The 19655-nt window shown below is 59.2% G+C and carries 18 protein-coding genes; 10 read left to right on the plus strand and 8 right to left on the minus strand.

The genetic code is table 11. The annotated features are described in order from the left end of the window. Nucleotides 1-3: 3 nt before the first annotated feature. The 3 genes from KUV39_RS12370 to KUV39_RS12380 all read right to left on the minus strand — a co-directional run bounded on the left by KUV39_RS12370 (nucleotide 4) and on the right by KUV39_RS12380 (nucleotide 1829). Nucleotides 4-348, minus strand: a complete 345-nt coding sequence (locus tag KUV39_RS12370; protein ID WP_046211682.1) for a DUF2794 domain-containing protein — start codon at nucleotides 346-348, stop codon at nucleotides 4-6. Between the two features lie 67 nt (nucleotides 349-415). Continuing rightward, on the minus strand, nucleotides 416-1117 hold the full coding sequence (locus KUV39_RS12375; RefSeq protein ID WP_222459890.1) for an ArsR/SmtB family transcription factor: 702 nt from the start codon (nucleotides 1115-1117) through the stop codon (nucleotides 416-418). A 94-nt stretch (nucleotides 1118-1211) separates the two neighbouring features. After that, nucleotides 1212-1829, minus strand: a complete 618-nt coding sequence (locus tag KUV39_RS12380; protein WP_222459891.1) for a TetR/AcrR family transcriptional regulator — start codon at nucleotides 1827-1829, stop codon at nucleotides 1212-1214. Between the two features lie 203 nt (nucleotides 1830-2032). Between KUV39_RS12380 and mbfA the strand changes: the two genes are divergently transcribed. From mbfA to KUV39_RS12420, 8 genes are all read left to right on the plus strand, one after another. After that, nucleotides 2033-3007: an iron exporter MbfA gene (gene mbfA / locus KUV39_RS12385; protein ID WP_222459892.1), complete on the plus strand. Its 975-nt coding sequence runs from the start codon at nucleotides 2033-2035 to the stop codon at nucleotides 3005-3007. Nucleotides 3008-3062: 55 nt separating this feature from the next. Next, complete coding sequence (locus KUV39_RS12390; protein ID WP_050686738.1) at nucleotides 3063-4001, plus strand: AEC family transporter; 939 nt, start codon at nucleotides 3063-3065, stop codon at nucleotides 3999-4001. 136 nt (nucleotides 4002-4137) lie between these two features. After that, nucleotides 4138-4971 (plus strand): S-formylglutathione hydrolase, encoded by an 834-nt coding sequence (gene fghA / locus KUV39_RS12395; RefSeq protein ID WP_008563114.1) that lies wholly within the window; start codon nucleotides 4138-4140, stop codon nucleotides 4969-4971. A 3-nt stretch (nucleotides 4972-4974) separates the two neighbouring features. Next, nucleotides 4975-6468, plus strand: coding sequence for a Si-specific NAD(P)(+) transhydrogenase (gene sthA, locus KUV39_RS12400; protein ID WP_008559292.1), 1494 nt, complete (start codon nucleotides 4975-4977; stop codon nucleotides 6466-6468). Beyond that, entirely contained in the window at nucleotides 6465-6923 is a 459-nt protein-coding gene (locus tag KUV39_RS12405; protein WP_008561650.1) for a YaiI/YqxD family protein, read from the plus strand. Before sthA ends, KUV39_RS12405 begins: the two co-directional genes overlap by 4 nt. Nucleotides 6924-7053: 130 nt before the next feature. Further along, nucleotides 7054-8016, plus strand: coding sequence for a DMT family transporter (locus KUV39_RS12410; protein ID WP_008562815.1), 963 nt, complete (start codon nucleotides 7054-7056; stop codon nucleotides 8014-8016). Between the two features lie 9 nt (nucleotides 8017-8025). After that, nucleotides 8026-8646, plus strand: a complete 621-nt coding sequence (locus KUV39_RS12415) for an HAD family hydrolase (RefSeq protein ID WP_222459893.1) — start codon at nucleotides 8026-8028, stop codon at nucleotides 8644-8646. After that, nucleotides 8643-9563 (plus strand): ornithine cyclodeaminase family protein, encoded by a 921-nt coding sequence (locus KUV39_RS12420; RefSeq protein WP_222459894.1) that lies wholly within the window; start codon nucleotides 8643-8645, stop codon nucleotides 9561-9563. The genes KUV39_RS12415 and KUV39_RS12420 overlap by 4 nt, the downstream gene beginning before the upstream one ends. Nucleotides 9564-9592: 29 nt before the next feature. Here the strand turns inward: KUV39_RS12420 and KUV39_RS12425 are convergent, their stop codons facing one another. Next, entirely contained in the window at nucleotides 9593-10831 is a 1239-nt protein-coding gene (locus KUV39_RS12425) for an MFS transporter (protein ID WP_222459895.1), read from the minus strand. A 222-nt stretch (nucleotides 10832-11053) separates the two neighbouring features. On the opposite strand from KUV39_RS12425, the gene zapE reads away from it, so the two are divergent. Then, a complete protein-coding gene (zapE, locus tag KUV39_RS12430; protein WP_222459935.1) occupies nucleotides 11054-12124 on the plus strand; it encodes a cell division protein ZapE in 1071 nt (356 codons plus the stop codon). 193 nt (nucleotides 12125-12317) lie between these two features. Here the strand turns inward: zapE and KUV39_RS12435 are convergent, their stop codons facing one another. The 4 genes from KUV39_RS12435 to KUV39_RS12450 form a co-directional block, all read right to left on the minus strand. Continuing rightward, nucleotides 12318-13586 (minus strand): bifunctional folylpolyglutamate synthase/dihydrofolate synthase, encoded by a 1269-nt coding sequence (locus KUV39_RS12435; RefSeq protein WP_222459896.1) that lies wholly within the window; start codon nucleotides 13584-13586, stop codon nucleotides 12318-12320. 105 nt (nucleotides 13587-13691) lie between these two features. Next, nucleotides 13692-14636: an acetyl-CoA carboxylase, carboxyltransferase subunit beta gene (accD, locus tag KUV39_RS12440; RefSeq protein ID WP_008560718.1), complete on the minus strand. Its 945-nt coding sequence runs from the start codon at nucleotides 14634-14636 to the stop codon at nucleotides 13692-13694. 62 nt (nucleotides 14637-14698) lie between these two features. Beyond that, nucleotides 14699-15610, minus strand: coding sequence for a CPBP family intramembrane glutamic endopeptidase (locus KUV39_RS12445; protein ID WP_222459897.1), 912 nt, complete (start codon nucleotides 15608-15610; stop codon nucleotides 14699-14701). Next, nucleotides 15600-18719 carry an ABC transporter transmembrane domain-containing protein gene (locus KUV39_RS12450; protein ID WP_244998342.1) on the minus strand — a complete coding sequence of 1040 codons (3120 nt, stop codon included), beginning with the start codon at nucleotides 18717-18719 and terminating at the stop codon, nucleotides 15600-15602. Before KUV39_RS12450 ends, KUV39_RS12445 begins: the two co-directional genes overlap by 11 nt. Nucleotides 18720-19146: 427 nt before the next feature. Here KUV39_RS12450 and KUV39_RS12455 point away from each other — a divergent pair, with 427 nt between their 5' ends. Further along, a complete protein-coding gene (locus KUV39_RS12455; RefSeq protein WP_224834462.1) occupies nucleotides 19147-19644 on the plus strand; it encodes a hypothetical protein in 498 nt (165 codons plus the stop codon). Nucleotides 19645-19655 lie beyond the last annotated feature (11 nt).

The following is a 19655-nucleotide window of genomic DNA, read 5'->3' on the forward strand; positions in this document are numbered from 1 at the left end:
CCTTCACGTTACGGAGCGGATCAGTTTGCGTTCCAACACGCGCAACACCGTCTTCAAGTCATGCCCTCGCTTCAGGATCTGGCCGTCCATACCGACAACGGCATACTGCCCTTGACGACCGCGCAGCTTGGGCCGTTTTTCAATCCGGTATAGTGGGTTTTCTGCGGTTCGACGAAACACGGAGAACACTGCCAAATCCCGCAGCGAGGATATTCCGTAATCCCGCCACTCCCCCGCTGCAACCATCCGCCCATAGAGCGACAAGATGACCGCCAGCTCTGTGCGATGAAAGGCGACCTGCTCGGGGCCGGAGTGAGACGGGAAAGGCTGTACCTGGTCAAAGCTCATGGGGTTAAGGATGCCATGATTTGCCCCCAAATCAAGCCCCTGAGCGAATTGAACCGCGCAAGTGGCCTCAGCTAGCGGCGCTCTCTGCGCCAACAGCATGGGTGTCCAGGCCCAGGATTTGTTGAAAAGCCACCCGTCCCGGCATCGTCAGAACCAGCCCACGTCGCACCGTCTGACGTTTGACCCAACCAACGTCCAACGCGTGGGACAGCAACTGGCGCCCCAGCGGGCCTGAGATGTGCAGACGCCGTTCCGTCCAATCCATGCACGGGCGGGCAAAGGGCTGTTTGCCTACGGTTTGCGGCAGTTCAACACCCAGCTTTTGCCAGACGTCATCCGGTTGAATATCAAATCCGCCGTTGCGTTCGATCAGCATGCCCCGCGACAAAAACCGATCCGTCATTGCCACAGCCAAAGGTCCGGCAAAATGATCATAGCAGCTCCGCAGCGGGGCAAGCTCTCCCGCCTTGCGCCTTTGTGCCTGATGCAATGCGTCTGATGGTGCAATCGAGGCCAATTGCTCCAACGCGTGCGCAACCTCGGCGCTGGTAAGGCGGTGAAACACACAGCGCCCCCGCCGCTCAGCCACAACCAGCCCAGCCGACTGCAAGAGCTGCAGATGCGCCGTTGCCGTTGGAGGTGTGACGCCCGCAGCAGATGCCAACTCCTTGTTGGTGTAGGATCGCCCATCCAGCAGTTCACATAACATGCGGGTCCGGCTCGCATCTGCGAGGGCCTGGCCAAGGATATCAAATCGAGGAGTGCTCATGGCATCACAGCCTAGCGCAGCTGACCCCCGCGCCCCAGAACAATCGCTTCGACGATGAGCGAACGATCACCGTTACGGCTGGCCGCAGATCTGATCAAACCCCGTAGCGGGTCAGGAAAATATCAATCGCACCATTGATTACCTTTTCCCGCTCCGCCTGCGAGATTTCGGCATCTATGTTGAACAGAAGTCGCAGAAACATATCTGCGCGGCACAGTTCGGCAAACTGATCCGCAGCCAGGCTGAGATCGTCGATCTGCAGCTGATTTTGCGCGACCGCCATTGCAAGGTAATCCCGCAGCTGCGCCCGAATGGTGAGCGGGCCACTTTCATAAAACCAGCGTCCAAGATCGGGAAAGCGGTCGGCCTCTGCGACGCAGATCCGAAACATCTTCACGCCAAATTCAGACAACACCACGGACAGGATATGATGCCCAGCCGCGCGCAACACCGTTTGCGGATCACAGGACGCAGAACAGAAATCCTGTGCCGTATCCGCCTGATGGGCACAGCCGTGGCGCGCGACTTCCATGAACAACAGCCGCTTGTCGGGAAAGTAGCTGTAAAGCGTCGCCTTGGACACACCCGCAGCCCTGGCAATGTCATCCACGCTGGCCCCTTCAAAGCCATGCGCCATGAAGACGTCCCGTGCGCCCTGCAGAACCTGATCGTATTTGCGCCCTTTTCGCGGGCTGCTGGCTGTTTGGCTCATGGCTATTCCGGTTGCTGCGGTCACGCCGCCAATCTGTGCGGCGTTGCGATGCGATGGCACTCCCCTGCGCAAATGGCAAGACAAGCGGCGCGAAGTCCGGTTAACTTAGCAAGCATCCTGCGACCGTTGGACCTGCATCACAGCCTGTTGTCATAACGTGATCCAGAGTAGGTGTGCAGCTATTGCGGTAAAAGGAAAATACGATGTTCTATTTCACGCAACGCCGACGGTTCAACGAATTGAGCGAGCAGGAGATTCTCGCGCTGGCAATTTTCTCCGAGGAAGATGATGCACGCATTTACAGGGGCTACGCTGAACGCCTGCGTGAGGATTACCCGGCGACTGCTGCCGTTTTCGACGGGATGGCCGCCGAAGAAGACACCCATCGCGCTGCGTTGATTGATCTGCACGAGGCCAGATTTGGCCCGACAATCCCGCTGATCCGGCGCGAACATGTTGCCGGGTTCTACGCGCGCCGCCCCATCTGGCTGGTGGAAAACCTTGGCCTCGACCGTATCCGGGAAGAAGCCGCCGTGATGGAGCGTGATGCCGAGCGATTTTACACCGCCGCAGCGGCGCGCACATCCGACGCGGCAACGCGAAAACTGCTGGGCGATCTGGCCGCGGCAGAGGCAGGCCATCAAGTCACCGCAACCGAATTGGGGGATCGCCATCTGGGCGCGGAGGAAACCGATGCCGAAGACGCCACCGCGCATCGACAGTTCCTGTTGACCTGGGTTCAGCCGGGGCTTGCGGGGCTTATGGATGGCTCTGTTTCCACCCTGGCACCGATCTTTGCCACCGCTTTTGCAACGCAGGACACCTGGACCACCTTTTTGGTTGGCGTCGCCGCCTCGGTTGGGGCAGGCATATCCATGGGGTTCACCGAAGCGGCTTCGGACGACGGCGCCTTGTCAGGCCGGGGCTCTCCGCTCAAACGTGGATTTGCGTCAGGGATCATGACAACTGTTGGCGGCCTTGGTCACGCCCTGCCCTATCTGATCCCCGACTTCTGGACCGCCACCATCATTGCGGTGCTGATCGTCTTTGTCGAACTCTGGGCGATTGCCTGGATCCAGAACCGTTTCATGGAAACACCCTTCTGGCGCGCCGCGCTACAGGTGGTTGTCGGGGGCGCGTTGGTGCTGGCCGCAGGCGTCCTTATCGGTAGCGGCTAGGACGGTCGCAATTGCGGCTTTCCGCCGTGGTCAAATCAGGTTACCAATTCCGTTAATGTTAGACATCTTTCTGAGAACCCTTCCCTTCTTTGCGATCATCGGTCTGGGATACTGGGCCGGACGAAGCCGTTTTTTCAGTGAAGAAGCGACTGCCAATCTCACCAAATTTGTCTTCTACTTCCCACTGTCCGCGATGATCTTTCGCTTTGCGGCAAATCTGTCGGTTGCAGAGATCTTTGATCCCAGGCTGATCCTCGGCTATCTGCTTGGGACTTTGGCGGTGTACCTCATCGCCACCGTCATCGCCGCCTTGCGCGGATTGGACATGCAGACCGCTGCCGTAGAAGCCCAATGCGCGGCAATTGGCAATGTTGGCTTTCTTGGTCTGCCGATGATGGTGCTGCTTTTCGGAGCCGCCTCAATCGGGCCGATGATGCTGGTCCTGAGCGTTGATCTCGTGGTGTTTTCGTCACTGATCGTTATCCTCATCAATGCGGGGCGCGGCTCTGGTCTGGGGTTCAGCACCCTGAAACTGGTGGGCCGTGGTCTGCTGCAGAACCCGATGATCCTGTCGATTTGTGCTGGTCTCATTTGGTCCGCACTGGCCCTGCCTATCCCTGCACCTGCGAATGCATTCCTCGAACTGCTGGGAGACGCAGCAACACCCGGAGCGCTATTTGCAATTGGTGCATCCCTCGCATCGAAATCGGCAGAGCGTGTTCAGATTGCCAGCTGGCTCAGTTTTGCCAAACTGGTCTTGCACCCCGCTTTGGTTGCGCTGTGTGTTTTGGTCCTGATCCCCGTTGATCCCTATGCTGCAGGTGTGGCGATCGCGGCCGCTGCGCTACCGGTTGCCGGCAACGTCTACATGCTGGCCCAACACTATGGCGTCGCACCGCACCGCGCCTCTGCGGCGATCTTGTTGTCCACGACACTATCGATCGTCACTTTGCCGCTCGTTATCGCCTGGGTCACGACTTTTACGCTACGCTGAATGACGCTCAGGCTGCCGACGTTCAGCTTTTTGCAAGCTTATGTCGCAAAAACAGGGGCCACAGACGCGCAGTCACTGGACCCTGTGCCTGACCACAGGTAGCGATAGGGCAGCACACGAACAAAGGAGTCGCCCAATGGAAACCGTCTCGGAAAACGCAGCTTTTGGCGGCGTGCAGGGCGTTTATCGCCATTCCAGCACAACCACCAACTGCGACATGACCTTTGGCCTGTTCCTCCCCGAAGAGGTGGCTGACGGCCCCGTTCCTCTCTTGTGGTATCTCTCCGGCCTGACCTGCACCCATGAAAATGCCATGACCAAGGCAGGGGCTCAGGCATGGTGCGCGGAACAGGGGATCGCGATCATTTTCCCCGACACCTCACCGCGCGGCGAAGGTGTCGCTGACGACGACGCGTATGATCTTGGTCAGGGGGCAGGATTTTATGTGAATGCCACCCAAGACCCATGGGCGCCCCACTTCCAGATGTGGGACTACATCACCGAAGAGCTGCCCGCTCTCTTGGGCGAGAACTTTGCAATTGATCTCGACCGCCAGTCGATCACCGGTCACTCGATGGGTGGGCATGGTGCTCTGACCATGGCAATGAACCTGCCTGGCCGGTTCCGCTCGGTCTCGGCCTTTGCGCCGATTTGCAACCCAAGCGCCAGCGATTGGGGCCGCAAGCAGTTGACGGCATATCTGGGCGAAGACGAGGCAAACTGGGCTGCCCATGATGCCACGCTGCTGATGCAGGAAAAGGGATTTGACGGCCCCGTTCTTGTGGACACTGGCACTGCGGATCAGTTCCTTGATCTACTGAAACCCGAAAGTCTGGCCCAAGCCGCCGCTGCGCGCCGCCAGCAGGCGACACTGCGCATGCAGCCAGGTTACGACCACAGCTATTTCTTTGTCTCCACCTTCATGGAAGATCACGTCGCCTTCCATGCCGAAGCGTTGTACCGGGGCTGATCCATGACCGAATTCGACTACGATCTCATCATCATCGGTTCCGGTCCGTCGGGTCGGACAGCGGCCATTCAGGCGGCAAAACTGAAACGCCGTGTTCTGGTCATCGACCGCAAGGATCGGCTTGGCGGGGTGTCGGTTCACACTGGCACGATCCCATCGAAAACCCTGCGGGAAACCGTTCTCAATCTGACCGGCTGGCGTGAGCGCAGTTTTTACGGGCGCAGCTACCGGGTCAAGGACACCATCGAGGCCGAGGACCTGAAGGCCCGCCTGCACATGACGCTCGATCACGAGGTCGACGTGCTGGAACACCAATTCAACCGCAACCACGTCGACACTTTGGCGGGGCTTGCACATTTCGTCGGCCCGAACGAGGTCGAGGTGGAAACCGAAGCAGGCGACACCACCCGCGTTACCAGCGAAAAGTTCCTGATCGCGACCGGCACCCGGACGTATCGCCCGGACTATGTACCGTTCAACGGGACAACCGTTGTGGATGGTGACGAATTCCTCGAAATGGCAGAAATCCCCCGCTCGCTGATCGTTGTGGGGGCCGGCGTTATCGGCGTTGAATATGCCACCATGTTCTCTGCCCTTGATGTGCGCGTGACCCTGATCGAACCGCGCGACAGTTTCCTGGACTTCATTGACCGGACCCTGATCCAGGAGTTCACCCATCAGATTCGTGAAAACGGTGTCGATCTGCGTCTCGGCTCGGCCATCGAAAAGATCGAGGACGAAGGCGAACATATCGAAGTGACCCTGGCCAACGGGCGCCACGTACGCGGCGAAATGTTGCTGTTTGCAGCCGGTCGCATGGGCAATACCGAAAAGCTGAACCTGAAGGCGGTTGGCCTCGAAACCGATCATCGCGGCCGCCTCGCCGTTGAACGCAAGACCTATCAGACAGCGGTGCCGCACATCTATGCAACCGGTGACGTGATCGGCCACCCCTCACTGGCGTCCACGTCGCTGCAACAGGGCCGTGTTGCGGCCTGTCATGCAATGGACGTCCCAACCGTCCCGGAAAGCCCCTGGTACCCCTATGGCATCTATTCGGTGCCGGAAATGTCCACCTGCGGCATGTCCGAGGAAGAGCTGAAAGAACGTGGCGTTCCTTATGAAGTTGGCATCGCCCGCTTCCGCGAGACATCGCGCGGCCACATCATGGGGCTGGAGCACGGTATGCTGAAGATGCTGTTCTCGCTCAAGACGCGCCGGGTTCTTGGGGTCCAAATCGTGGGCGAGGGTGCAACGGAGCTGATCCACATTGCCCAGGCTGTCTTGAACCTGCAGGGCACGGTTGATTACTTTGTTCAGAACACCTTCAACTACCCCACCCTTGCCGAGGCCTACAAAATCGCTGGTCTGGATGCGTTCAACCGGATGCCAATTCCAGATGAATACAAGGTGATGGCCCCCTCGAAGGCCAAAAAACCTGCGCCGAAAAAGAACGCAGAGAAGACAGAAAAAGCTGCAAGCAAAGCCGCCGAATGAGCGCGCTTTACATCGACGCAGATGCCTGTCCGGTGAAAGCCGAAGCAGAACGTGTCGCCACCCGCCATGGGTGGCGCATGTTCATCGTCTCCAATGGCGGACTGAGACCATCGCCAAATCCCTTGGTGGAAACTGTTATCGTGTCCGAAGGGGCGGATGTCGCCGATATGTGGATCGCGGAGCGCTGCGGCCCAGGTGACGTCGTTGTAACCGGCGACATACCCCTTGCATCGAAATGCATCGAAGCGGGGGCACGTGTGCTGCGCCACAACGGGGAACGCTTTACCGAGGCCAACATCGGCCAGCAGCTGGCGATGCGCGACCTGATGGCTGATTTGCGGGCTGCAAATCCGCTATCTGCGGGTGGTGGGGGCAAACCCTTCGGCAAGGCGGACCGGTCCCGCTTTCTTGACGCGCTAGAGCGCGAAATCCGCGCTGCAAAATCCGCGGGTTAGGATCAGAAAGCCACCGTCGTTCACCCGATTGGCACCGATTATCGGTTTCAGCTCTTTTTGCAATCTCCACCCATTGCCCCAGCACAGCTTTTGCGCGAAGGATCGTCCCTAGAACGGTGGAGGCGCAACAATGAGTGACACTGCAAAGGTCAGCCTGTTCGGCATTTTCGCCGCCATCGGTGCCGCTGTTGCATTTTCCGTCATCGACGTGATCTTCAAATTTCTGTCGGGGGACTACCCGCTGTATCAGGTCGTCATGCTGCGATCGATTGTGGCGATGATCGTGCTGATGGCTGTCATCATCCCGCTGGAAGGTGGGTTTGGCATCCTGCGCACCCGCCAACCGCGCTTGCATCTGCTGCGCAGTCTTGCTGTTTTGTTTGCGAACCTCTGCTTTTTCACAGGCCTTGCAATCATGCCCATTGCCGAGGCCGTGGCGATCGCTTTTGCAACACCCCTGGTCGTCACCACACTTTCGGTCATCTTTCTCAAAGAGCGTGTTGGCCCCTGGCGATGGCTTGCAGTTGCGGTCGGTTTTCTCGGCATTCTCATTATCATGCGCCCCGGACCCGGCACCTTTCAGGCCGCAGCGTTTCTGCCGTTTCTGGGCGCTTGTGGCTATGCCACGCTGCATGTGCTGACCCGGCGGGCCGGTGGAAGCGACAAGGCGGCAACGCTGTCATTTTATCCAACGCTGGGTTTTCTCGTGGTCAGTGCTCTTGTCGGGCTTGCAACGGGCGACGGTCGCTTTGCGACCAGTGACAGCGCCGCCTTGCAGTTTGTCCTGCGCGCGTGGGTTTGGCCCGCTCCAGAGGACTGGCTTCTGTTTCTGACTGTTGGCTTGGCGGGATCGGTCGGAGGCTATCTCGTCAGCCAGGCCTATCGCCTGTGCGAAGCTGGTCTGGTGGCGCCATTTGAATATATCGCCATGCCTATGGCTGTGTTCTGGGGCGTTCTGGTGTTCGATGAATGGCCCGAGCCTGCCGTCTGGATCGGTTCTGCGCTTATTATTGGCGCGGGCCTTGTTTCTGTCTGGCGCGAAACCCGCAGGAACCGCCCTGCCCCACGCCCCAGACCTCGCTCAACCGGCTAGGAGACACGAATGCCTATTGATGCCGTCGTTTTTGATATTGGTCGCGTCCTGATCGAATGGGATCCCGAGCGTTTTTATGACAGCAGACTGGGAGAGGCAGAGCGCATGCGCCTGTTTCGGGAGGTCGATCTGCTGGGCATGAACGAAGGACTGGATCGGGGAGATGACTTTAAAAGCGCAGTCTATGGCCTGGCCGAACGTCACCCTGCCTGGGCCGACGAGATCCGCCACTGGCATGACAGCTGGCTGAAGATGGCCTATGCAGAAATCCCCCACTCCGTAAGACTGCTGCGCAATCTGAGGCGTGCAGGCGTTCCTGTCTTTGCCCTGTCCAACTTCGGCATCGGCCCGTTCGAACTGGCAAGCACAGTCTATCCCTTCTTCAAGGAATTTGATCAGGCCTATGTCTCTGGCTATCTCGGCACGCTAAAGCCTGAACCCGAAATTTATGAACACCTGGAACGCGGCAGCAAGGTTGCCCCGAACCGGCTTTTGTTTACCGACGACCGCCCTGAAAATATCGCAGCTGCGGCAGAGCGGGGATGGAACACACATTTGTTCACCACCCCGGATACTCTCGCCCGCCGCCTCGTGGATGAAGGGCTCCTGAGCGAAGAGGACGCGACATGACCAAAATCCTGCACATCCCGTTTGCCGAAGGCGAAGCCAATCTTGATTGGTTGGCGTTCTGTGATGCGCTGGCCGCCGGGCACAAGCTGCCCAAGGCAGAGGTCGCCGACAGTTTCCTGTATCGCGGCAAGGACACCCTGCTGAACCGCGCCGCATGGATCGACGGCATGGGGCTTGCGGTAAAGAACGCGACGGTGTTCCCCGGCAATCCGGAACATGACAAGCCGATGATCAACGGCGGTGTCTATCTCTACGGCGATGGAGACGGGGTGCTCGAAGCTCTGGTTGACTTTCACCTCGTGACAAAGTGGAAAACCGCTGGCGATACGCTCCTTGGCGCGCTGCGCCTTGCCAACCCTGACAGTCGCGAGATCCTGATCGTAGGGGCCGGCACGGTTGGCGCATCTCTGATCGAAGCCTTTGGCACGGCTTATCCAGAGGCGCAGATCCGTATCTGGAACCGGACAATCACCAAAGCAGACGCGCTTACAGCTGCCTATCCGGGCACCCAGACCGCCCCCGATCTCGAAGCCGCAGTTCGGGCCGCTGATATCATCATCACCTGCACCATGTCCTCAACCCCGGTGATCCGGGGGGAATGGTTGCGCCCCGGTCAGCACCTGAACATGATCGGCGCCTATCGCCCGGACATGCGCGAGGCGGACGATACCGCTCTTCAGCGCTCACAGATCTATTGCGACAGCTTTGACACAACCATTGACCACATCGGTGAGTTCAAGATTCCGCTCGCCAATGGGGCCATCCAACGGGAGGACATCCTCGCGGACTTCTATGCATTGGACAGCTTTCCTGCCTTCGATCCAGGTCAGATCACCCTGTTCAAGAACGGCGGTGGGGCCCATCTCGATCTGATGACCAGCCGTCACATTCTGGAACGCTGGCGCGCAACAACCTGATTGCACGCAGACCCAGACAGGCTGCCGCCTCAGGCGGCGGCCGCCGCGAGGGGCCGCTCGCGGATCGGCAGGTGCACGATGGCACTGAAGGCACCGACGCCAACGCCGATCCACCACACCAGCGTGTAATCGCCGTAGATGTCATACATCCGGCCACCCAACCAGACCCCCAGGAACCCGCCAATCTGGTGGCTGAGGAACACGATGCCATAAAGCGTGCCCATGTAGCGCAGGCCATAGATATGCGCGACCAAACCAGAGGTCAGTGGCACCGTGGCAAGCCAGAGTGACCCCATCGCGACCGAAAAAATGATGACCGATAGGGGGGTAATCGGCAGCAGGATAAATACCGCGGCGACAACCGTACGCGCAGTGTAGATCCCCGCCAAAAGATATTTCTTGGTGTACCGCTTACCCAGATAGCCAGCGAACAGCGTACCAGCGACATTCGCCGCGCCGATCAATGAAATTGCAACCGCGCCAAGCGCGGATGTCGTCGTGACACCAACCGAATGCAGCACACCGCCGGGCATGATAGGGCCGCACATTTCGGTGACGAAGGCAGGGAAATGAGCCGTGATGAACGCCAACTGGTAACCGCAGCTGAAAAAGCCCAGGAAGATCATCGTGTAGCTGGGATCCTTGAACGCCTTGACCAGGATCTGCCCCAGGCTCTCTTCCAGTTCGGCTTTGCTCGCGACCTCTGGCGCCCGCATCAATGGCAGCGTCAGGATGAGGGCCAGAACACTGACTGCAAACACCAGAAACACCATCTGCCAGCTCATCATGGTCAGCAGGAACTCTGCTGTCGGCGCGCCGACGATCTGGCCTGCCGATCCGGCTGCGGTAACAATCGCAAGCGACATGGATCGGTTCTCATCAGAGCTGGCCCGCCCCACGACCGCCAAAACCACACCAAAACCGGTGCCTGCGATGCCAAAGCCCACAAGCCACTCGTAGGCCTGCATCTGAAATGGCGTCGTGGCACCTGCGCTCAGGACCAGACCGGCGGCGTAGACGACAGCGCCAAGGACAATGGCCTTGCGATCCCCGATCTTCTCAGCCACGGCGCCAAAAATGGGCTGACCGATCCCCCAGGCGAGGTTTTGAATGGCGATGGCGAGCGAGAATTCAGAGCGCAGCCAGCCAAACTCTTCCGCGATCGGGATCTGGAACACCCCGAATGAAGCGCGCACGGCAAAGCTCATCATGATAATAACGCAGCCCACGATCAAAACCGGGGTAAATAAGGGCGTGGCGCGGGGCATGGGGTCTCTCCTGCTCATCAAATGGCAGGACCATGATCTGCCAGACTTTCGGATGGCCACGGTAGCCAAATCCCCTCACCGGTCAAATCAGCATTTCTTCGGGGTATGTTAAGCAAAACTGATGTGAACATCCGCAAGGGGCGGATGGCTGATAACAAACCTTTGCCCGCATGTGGTTTTCCATCGCTTCCCATCCGCCGTCCGGCGCGCTATCCCTTTGCCATGACGCATCTGAGCACGCTGTATCAGCAGAAAATCGACGCGGGTGAATTGAAGCCCGATGCCGCCCAAGAGGCGGTGTTGCCGCATTTCGATCGTATCGCCGAAGGGCTGATGGCGCCCCCGGTGAAACGCGGGTTCTTTCGCAAGGCCAGCTATCAGTCCGTGCGCGGCCTTTATCTCTGGGGCGGTGTCGGGCGTGGTAAATCCATGCTGATGGATCTCTTTGTCGACAGCCTGCAAGGCGTGCCCGCCCGTCGCGTCCATTTTCACGCCTTTATGCAAGAGATACACAGCAAGATGCATGAGGCCCGGCAAAGCGGCACCGAGGACGCACTGGCCCCTGTCGCAAAGGAAGTCGCCGATAGCGTGCGCCTGCTGGCCTTTGACGAGATGCAGATCACCGATATCACCGATGCAATGATCGTCGGTCGCCTGTTTGAAGCGCTGTTTGAAGCCGGAGTGACGGTGATCACCACCTCCAATCGTGTGCCGGATGATCTTTATAAGAACGGATTGAACCGGCAGCTGTTCTTGCCCTTCATCGCCCTCATCAAAGAGCAGATGGAGGTCCACGAAATGGTGAGCCCTGTGGATTATCGGCAGGATCGGCTGACCGGTGAACAGGTCTATTTCGCGCCCGTTGACGCAAACTCTCGGGCCAAGATCCGGGCTGTCTGGGAAGATCTGTCAGGCGGACCGGCGCAACCGCTCACCCTGGAAGTCAAAGGCCGCGAAGTCACCTTGCCAGCCTTTCGCAATGGTGTCGCCCGCGCCACCTTTTACGATCTATGCGGCAAGATGCTGGGGCCCGGTGACTATCTTGCCATCGCTGAAGAGGTGAAGGTTCTCATCCTTGAAGATATCCCGCGCCTGTCGCGCAACAACTTCAACGAGGCAAAACGCTTCGTGACGCTGATTGATGCGCTATATGAGGCAAAGGTCAGATTGATCTGCTCCGCCGCAGCCCAGCCCGAAATGCTCTATGTTGAGGGCGAAGGCACCTTTGAGTTTGAACGTACCGCTTCGCGGTTGCGGGAAATGCAGGATCAGGACTGGGGCAAGGCGGACTGAAGCCCCGCAAGATGGGGGCGCTGCCCCCTCGACAGCTGCGCTGTCTCACCCCCGGAGTATTTGGGGAAAGGTGACAAACGCCGCGCTGGCCTGAACCGCCCAACATGCCACCGCTTTGCGCCGTCGCGGCAAAAACAAAATGGGGGCGCTCCCGCCCCCTATTCTGGTCCTGTTGCCGTCAGATCAACGTCCGTCAGCCGTTTTCGCGCAGAATGTGACCTGCGAGATAAAGCGAGCCGCAGATCAGCACACGGGCGGTTGGATCCTTTGCCAGGATCGCCTGGAGTGCCGCCATGGTATTGGCTGCGGTTGCTGCCTCAAGTCCCACGGATTTCGCCGCAGCTTCGGTTTCCTCTGCGCTGAGGGTGTTGATCTCATCGGGGATCGAAATCGCGGTGAGGCTTGCAGCCTGTGCGGCCAGAGGGGCCATGTAGCCCTTGACGTCCTTGGTGTTCAGCATCCCGCAGATCAGATGCGTCGGACGTTTCGGCAGGTCGGCCAGCACGTCAGCCAAGGCAATCCCGGCAGCCGCATTATGCCCACCATCCAGCCACAGTTCCGCATCACCTGCAGCCTCGACCAGGGGGCCGGTCTTCAGCCGCTGCATCCGCGCGGGCCATTCGGCGTTGGTCATCGCGGCCTCGCAGGCGGCTTCATCCGCACCGAGGTGGCGCAAAGCAGCCAATGCAGCCCCCGCGTTCTGGATCTGATGGGCGCCCAGAAGCGCAGGTAGAGGCAGATCCAGAAGGCCGTTTTCATCCTGAAATACCAGGCGACCACACTCTTCCTGCACATGCCAGTGCTGGCCATAGGCCAGAACCGGCGCACCCAGACGGGCGGCGGTCGCTTCGATCACCTCCAGCGCGTCCTCGTGCTGAGGGCCGACCACAACGGGAACGCCACGCTTGATGATGCCCGCCTTCTCCGCTGCGATCTTGGCAATCGTATTGCCAAGGAACTGTTCATGATCGATCGATACAGGTGTGATGATCGACAGTTCTGGCGTGATGACGTTGGTTGCATCCAGACGGCCACCCAAACCGACCTCGAGCAGGGTGTAGTCTGCCGGGGTGCGCGAAAAGGCCAGCAGGCCCGCAACCGTGGTAATTTCGAAATAGGTGATATCTTCACCGCCATTGGCGCGGTAGCATTCGTCAAGAATGTCGGTCAGGTGATCCTCTGAAATCAGCGAGCCAGCCAGGCGGATACGCTCGTGAAAGCGTGCCAGATGTGGCGAGGTATAGGCGTGAACAGCCTTCCCCATGCCTTCGAGCCCTGCACGGATCATGGATTGGGTCGACCCTTTACCATTTGTGCCGGCAACATGGATCACCGGAGGCAGTTTCTCCTGCGGGTTGTCCAGCGCCCCGAGCAGCCGCCAGACGCGATCCAGGGTCAGATCGATGATCTTGGGGTGCAGCGCCATCATGCGGGCAAGGATCGCGTCAGATGTCTGTGTCATGGATAGGGGGTCTCTGGCAGCAACAGGGAAGAGGACGGATCGTCCGGATCAAATGAAAACGGCCCGCCCGGAACGGACGGGCCACTCAGGTTCTGTGTAGCAGGATCAGCCTTTTGCCGAGGGCGCCGGGGCGGCATCATTGCCGCCGTTCGCGGCGTCCGCCTCACCATCGGGAGCGGGCAGATCGCCAACGATCTGCGGTGGCAGGCCCATCAGCATACGGGTGATGGTGATCAACTCGTTGCGCATCTCGGTGCGCGGCGTCACCCGATCCAGCATGCCGTGATCCAGCAGGTACTCGGCCCGCTGGAAACCCTCGGGCAGTTTTTCACGGATGGTCTGTTCAATAACGCGAGGACCGGCAAAGCAGATCAGCGCGTTGGGTTCAGAGATATGAACATCGCCCAGCATTGCATAGGATGCGGTCACACCACCCGTGGTCGGGTGTGTCAGAACGACGATATAGGGCAGACCTGCCTCTTTCAGCATCTGAACTGCCACCGTGGTCCGCGGCATCTGCATCAGTGACAGGATGCCTTCCTGCATGCGCGCACCACCGGCGGCGGAAAACAGGATCAGGGGGCGGCCAAGCTTCACGGCCTCCTCGGCTGCGGCGATGATGGCGTTGCCGACATACATGCCCATCGACCCGCCCATGAAGGAAAAGTCCTGTGCAGCAGCCACGATCGGGGTACGACCGATTTCACCTGCGGCCACCAGCATGGCCTCTTTCTCACCGGCTTTTTTCTGCGCCGCTTTCATCCGGTCCGGATATTTCTTCTGGTCCTTGAATTTCAGCGGGTCGGCCAGTGGCTCGGGCACGGCAACCTCTGTGAACACGCCACCGTCAAACAGCGCGGTGAAACGGTCACGCGGCGAGATATGCATGTGGTGCCCGCAGTTGTTGCAGACGTTCAGATTGTCACTCAGCTCGCGGTGAAACAGCATCGTGCCGCATTCATCGCACTTGCGCCAAAGGTTCTCAGGAACTTCGCGGCGCGAGAAGATCGAGTTGATCCGCGGCCGGACGTAGTTGGTAATCCAGTTCATTAGCCATGCCTTTGTAGGGGCGGTTTGACATCCCAAATAAGACCCTACGTCAGTAATTGCAATCAGCGGCGAATAGCCAGCCGTGCCGCAAGCCAACCAAGCAAGATGATAGCCCCGTCCAGCCACAGCATCTGGCGGACAGCAACCGTGTCTGACAGCTCATACGGCAAGAGATAAAGCGCGAGCCCGGAAAGGTTCGTGGGTGAGCCAAAAATCAGCATTGCCAGAATGTTGTTGAAAAAATGCACGGCGCAGGCAGGGCCAAGACTGCCCGCCCTTGCCGTCAGATCCGCCATCAGCACACCGAAAAGCCCCGCCCACAGCGCGATCAGCGCAGCGTTGTCACCAGCGTCAGCAGGCACGTAATGTCCAATCGCAAACAGCGCGCTTGGCAGGATTAGCCAGACCAGAGGGCTGCGAAATCGCGCGGCCAGGGTTTGCTGGACATACCCCCGGAACAGAATTTCTTCAGCGCTGATCTGAATCAGAACCGCCGCCAGAGCCGGCAGCAAGAGAACCAGCCACAGGCGGATTGGCATGTTCTGAACCAGCGGCTCCGCTCGCCCGCCACTGAGATCGACAGGAAACAACACAAACACTGCAAGCAGAGCCAGCCCCAGCAGAATGAGCGCGCCGGACACCCGCAGAAACTGCCAGAATGCCAGGGAAAGTGGCCCAAGGATCTCCACCAGCTGCCTTTGGTGCAACAACCGCAAGGCCAGCGCCACACCCAGGGTGATGAATAGAAAACTGCCCAACAGGACGAACATCGCAGTCGGCGTTGCGCCTGTTGGCAGATCCCACAGCCATTGCCCTGGAAAAAGCCCACCCAAGATCGGCAATGCTGTGGCCGTAAGCAAATAGCTGGTCATTGCAACAACCAACAGCCCAAGGCACAGACGCCAGAGCTGGGCTTTCTCGCGGGCCCGCTCGATCAGCGGGCGTTGGGCTGCATAGTCACGCTCAGTGAACATTTTCCGTCTGCTCCTCGACCGGTCGGCTGGCGGCGGCCATGCTTGGCGCGGCGGTGTTCTGGTCTGCGGCCCGAACCACGCCAGCCACGCGCACCAGATGGCCGGCCACGGTTTCCAAGAGCTGCGTCGCGACACCTGCATCGGTTTCGATGACAGCGCGGTATTCCTCTGCGCCAATGCGCAGGAAACGGCAGTCTTCAGCGGCAATGAGGTCCAATTGCCGCTCTTCCCGCAGGATCACGGCAAGATCACCGATCAGACGCCCAGGTTCAATAACAGAGACCGGCTCTGCGTCGGGTTCGGCATCATGCCAATGCAGCTCTGCCCGCCCCTTGAGGCACAGGAACACTGCGTCACCGCTGTCCCCCTTGCGAAAGACATAATCCCCCTTGCCTACTGGATGCCAACGGGCCGAAAACGCAAGAAGCCGCTGGTTGCGTGCATCCAGCTTGCGGAACAGGTCCGTGCTCTTGATGACATCAAGCCGCTTGTTGAGATCGCTGCTGCCGATCTTTTCCTCTGGCTCGGGTTGGCCGCCCGCAACCCCGTCGATCCTGCCATTCTGGATCTTCACGTAGAGATCATAGCGTTCCGGATAGTTGAAGTGCTGCTCAAGGAAGAGCATTGTCGCGTTCGGCAATAGACCCGCCAGACGTTCACGTGCCTGAAGACGGCTTTCGCTGTCGTGGCTTGCCAGCGCGTGATCCAGAATCAGGACATCCGGCCGTTTGATTGCCGCGCGCGTAAAGGCCGCGCGTTCCTGAAAAACCGGCTCCAGCGAGGCGCCACCAATACCCGCAGGTAGATCATAAAGGATCAGTGCGAGCCGTTTGCGCAGCCCGTGTTCCTCCAGAACGTCAGCCACAAGATCCTCAACCTGTTTTGCCTTGGCTCCTGCCATCAGGGACAAACGCCCGAACAGGACGTTTTCCATAACCGTCAACCGTGGAAAGTAGGCGTCTTCGGTGATCGGAATGAACAAATCACCCAATTGCGCCTGAAGCGCGGGGCCGGTTTCGCGCCGCATGGCCAGAATGCGACGTTTGAAACGCTCTGGGAATGGGGTGCCAATCTGATCCTCTGACATCAGGAATGGTACTGAAGCGAGCAAGACACGCTCCTCTTCACGCAGGCCGGAAACGCCAAGGGTCATCTGCCGGTCCGCCACTTCTGCGATGCGCTGATACAGTGCTTCATCAAGGCCGAGACGTTTGAACAGGGGGTGATCTGTGTTGGCCCGCCCAAAAGTCTGTTGCAGGGTTTCCATCACCCCGATGCCGAAGGCGATGACCTCGTCACGGAGCCCATTGTCACGAAGCGCCGTGACGATGGGGCCATCCGGGGCGATCAGCTCTTCGGGTGCAATCGCTCGCGTTGGCGCTGCAAACAACATGTTGCCCCCCAATGGCACCGAGGGGTTGAACGTGTTGGGGTCGAACCGGTGCACAACATCTGACAGGCCGGCCTGATGCAGCCGCTCTGCAACCAGTGGACGCAGGGCGATCACCTGCTGAACCAACCCAAGGTGCGGCCCGATCTGAAACCGCGTGTGCAGCGTGCGTCGAAACAGCTGTTCATCAATGCCCATGGCTTCGACCAGCTGGAACCACCAGTCCCGCAGCTCCCCTTCAGAGCCGAGCCCCGCCAAGGCAGGGTTGATCCAGTCCGCCGCCAACGTGTCAGGGCTGTTGCCCGCTCTGCAGGCCTCGACCATTGCTTTTCCGGGTCCGCGGGTCTCGGCCCCCGGCGGCAGGTGAGGGTGATCGCGCAGCGGCATCAAAACGTTGTCGCCAAGTGAGCCGTTGAACAGGTAAGGGCGCGAATAGGCATATCCGATACGGGCAGAAATCACCCCTTGATGGAGTTGATCCAATCGGCGCCCTGCAATTTTGACCGATCCGCGAAATGGCATGACCTCTCGGGTCAACAGGGCGGCAAAGGCCGCTCGCTCTGCTTCGTTTGCGCTTTCGATTGCGACCCGGCTGCCTGCCGGAATGGTCAGAGAGACATCTTCCAGCACCATATTGCCATCTGCATCCTTGACCGACACGTCGCGCAGTTCGATGTCGCCGCGTAGGTGCGGGATTTCAGCTGGCGTGCCGTCGATCAGTTCTTCGGCGATCATCCCCTTTGGCGCAAAGCGTTCGGTCATGATTGACCAGCGCAGGCTCATGTCCTGCACCTGATTGTAATAGGTCAACAGTTCCTTCCAGGGGGCCGACAGATCCTTGTAGGCCGCAAGGGCGGCAACAAGGGCGCCCACTGTGATGTCGCCCCGGATCGCCAGAACTCCACCCGCAGAATAAAACACAAACGGCGTCAGATGGCCGATCATGTTGTTGAGGAACTTCATGAAGTATTTCTTGTTGTAGATCCGGCGGCGAATGTCGAACAGCTGTCCCAGCCGTGCAGAAATCTGTGCCAGACGATACCGACGCCCGCCATTCATGCGCAGATCGCTGATGCCGGCCGCCGTTTCACCGATCTCGGCTGACAGGGCCCGTACCTCGTGGATGCGCCTTTTGTTCAACTGGTTGATCTGGCGTTGCAACATCGGGATCAGCCAGGCCTGCAAAGGGATCAGCGCAATAGAGGCCAGCCCGAACCAAACGCTCTGCATGAACAGAAAAAAGACGATGGTGAGCATCTGTCCTGCCTGAAACACAGGCTGCGCCACCGCGTCGCCCATCAGTCCGCCCATCGGCTCTGACTCTGACGTGATCATCGAAACCAGCTCTCCCTGGCTGGTCGTCCGGAAATAGGGCGTGGGAAACCGCATCATCCGATTGATGAGAGTATACCGCAAACGTCGGAGCAGCCGCTCGGCTACCACCCCTTTCATCGTGTTGAGTCGCATCTTCAGCAGGCCGCTGACCAAAACCGCTCCCAGAAACCCGAAACACAGAATCAGGAGATATTCGATCTGTCCGACCTCGTGGCCGAATACCGTCACGATTTCCGTTGGCGAGCCGATCGCATCGTTGATGATGCGCTTGGGCAATTCCAGCGCGGCGTAAAGAAACGGAAATGTCACGAGGGTCAGCGCCAATAGGCCTATCTGCTGGCGCCGTGAATAGGTCCAGATGAATGAAAACAGGGTGGATTGCATCCCCTGCTCCTTCTTGTCTGTCGGAAAATGATCAAAGATCTGCACGCGAACGGTGCAGGAACCAGAGGCTAAGCATTGGCTCCTGACATTACAAGGCAACACACGCTTTACTTTTCCGCGAGGTGCTTGCCCCCCGCTGCGCATCGAACTATCCCCTTCGCAAGAGCGCAAGGAAACGACGGGGCAAACCGTGACGACCGTAACAGGCAGAAATAAATACACAATTTCTGATCCCCTTCCCACAGAAGTGCACCCGAATAACGGGCATCGGGCAGGGTTCCGTGCGCAGATCGCGCATGGTCTCTCACGGCTTTTTGCACAGCGGCCATGCAAGACCGCACAGCAAGGCGCGCTGCTGGGTTGCCTCGCCTTGGTAAGCGCCTGCAACACACAGGCCTATCAGCCGCAGCCAGGTGACGTGACCCGCATGAGCTTTGCGTCCGAAACGATCCATTTGGTTGCCCCTGACGGTTTCTGCATTGATCCGAAAATGACAGGCCACCGGGCCGAGGGGGGCTTTGCACTGCTGGTCCCCTGTGCCAGCTTGCGCCCCAGCCTGAACTTCACCAGTCGCAATCGCGCGATGATCACCGTCGCGGTCGGACCAGCAGGGCCAGCAGACAGCACGCTTAGCGGCGCGGAAATCCTGGAAAACGCACCCGGCGCCAAACTGGTGGCAGGGCGCAATGACCTGATGCTGCCCCTGGTCAAACTGGACATGCCGGACCATCGCGCCCGCGGGGCAAGCCCGGTCCACTGGCGCGGCGCTTTTGTGCTGAACGAACAGTTGGTTGCCGTTGCCCTATACGCCCCCGAAGGCAGCGCAAACCTTGGCAACAGGGGCGCGCGCCTGCTGGATGAACTGACGGCCAAAACGCTCGAAGCTTCTGTAACTGCGGATCTCGATACCGACGAGAGCCAGTAAAACCCCGCCAA

Source organism: Phaeobacter italicus, assembly GCF_019801785.1.
GTDB lineage: Bacteria > Pseudomonadota > Alphaproteobacteria > Rhodobacterales > Rhodobacteraceae > Phaeobacter > Phaeobacter italicus.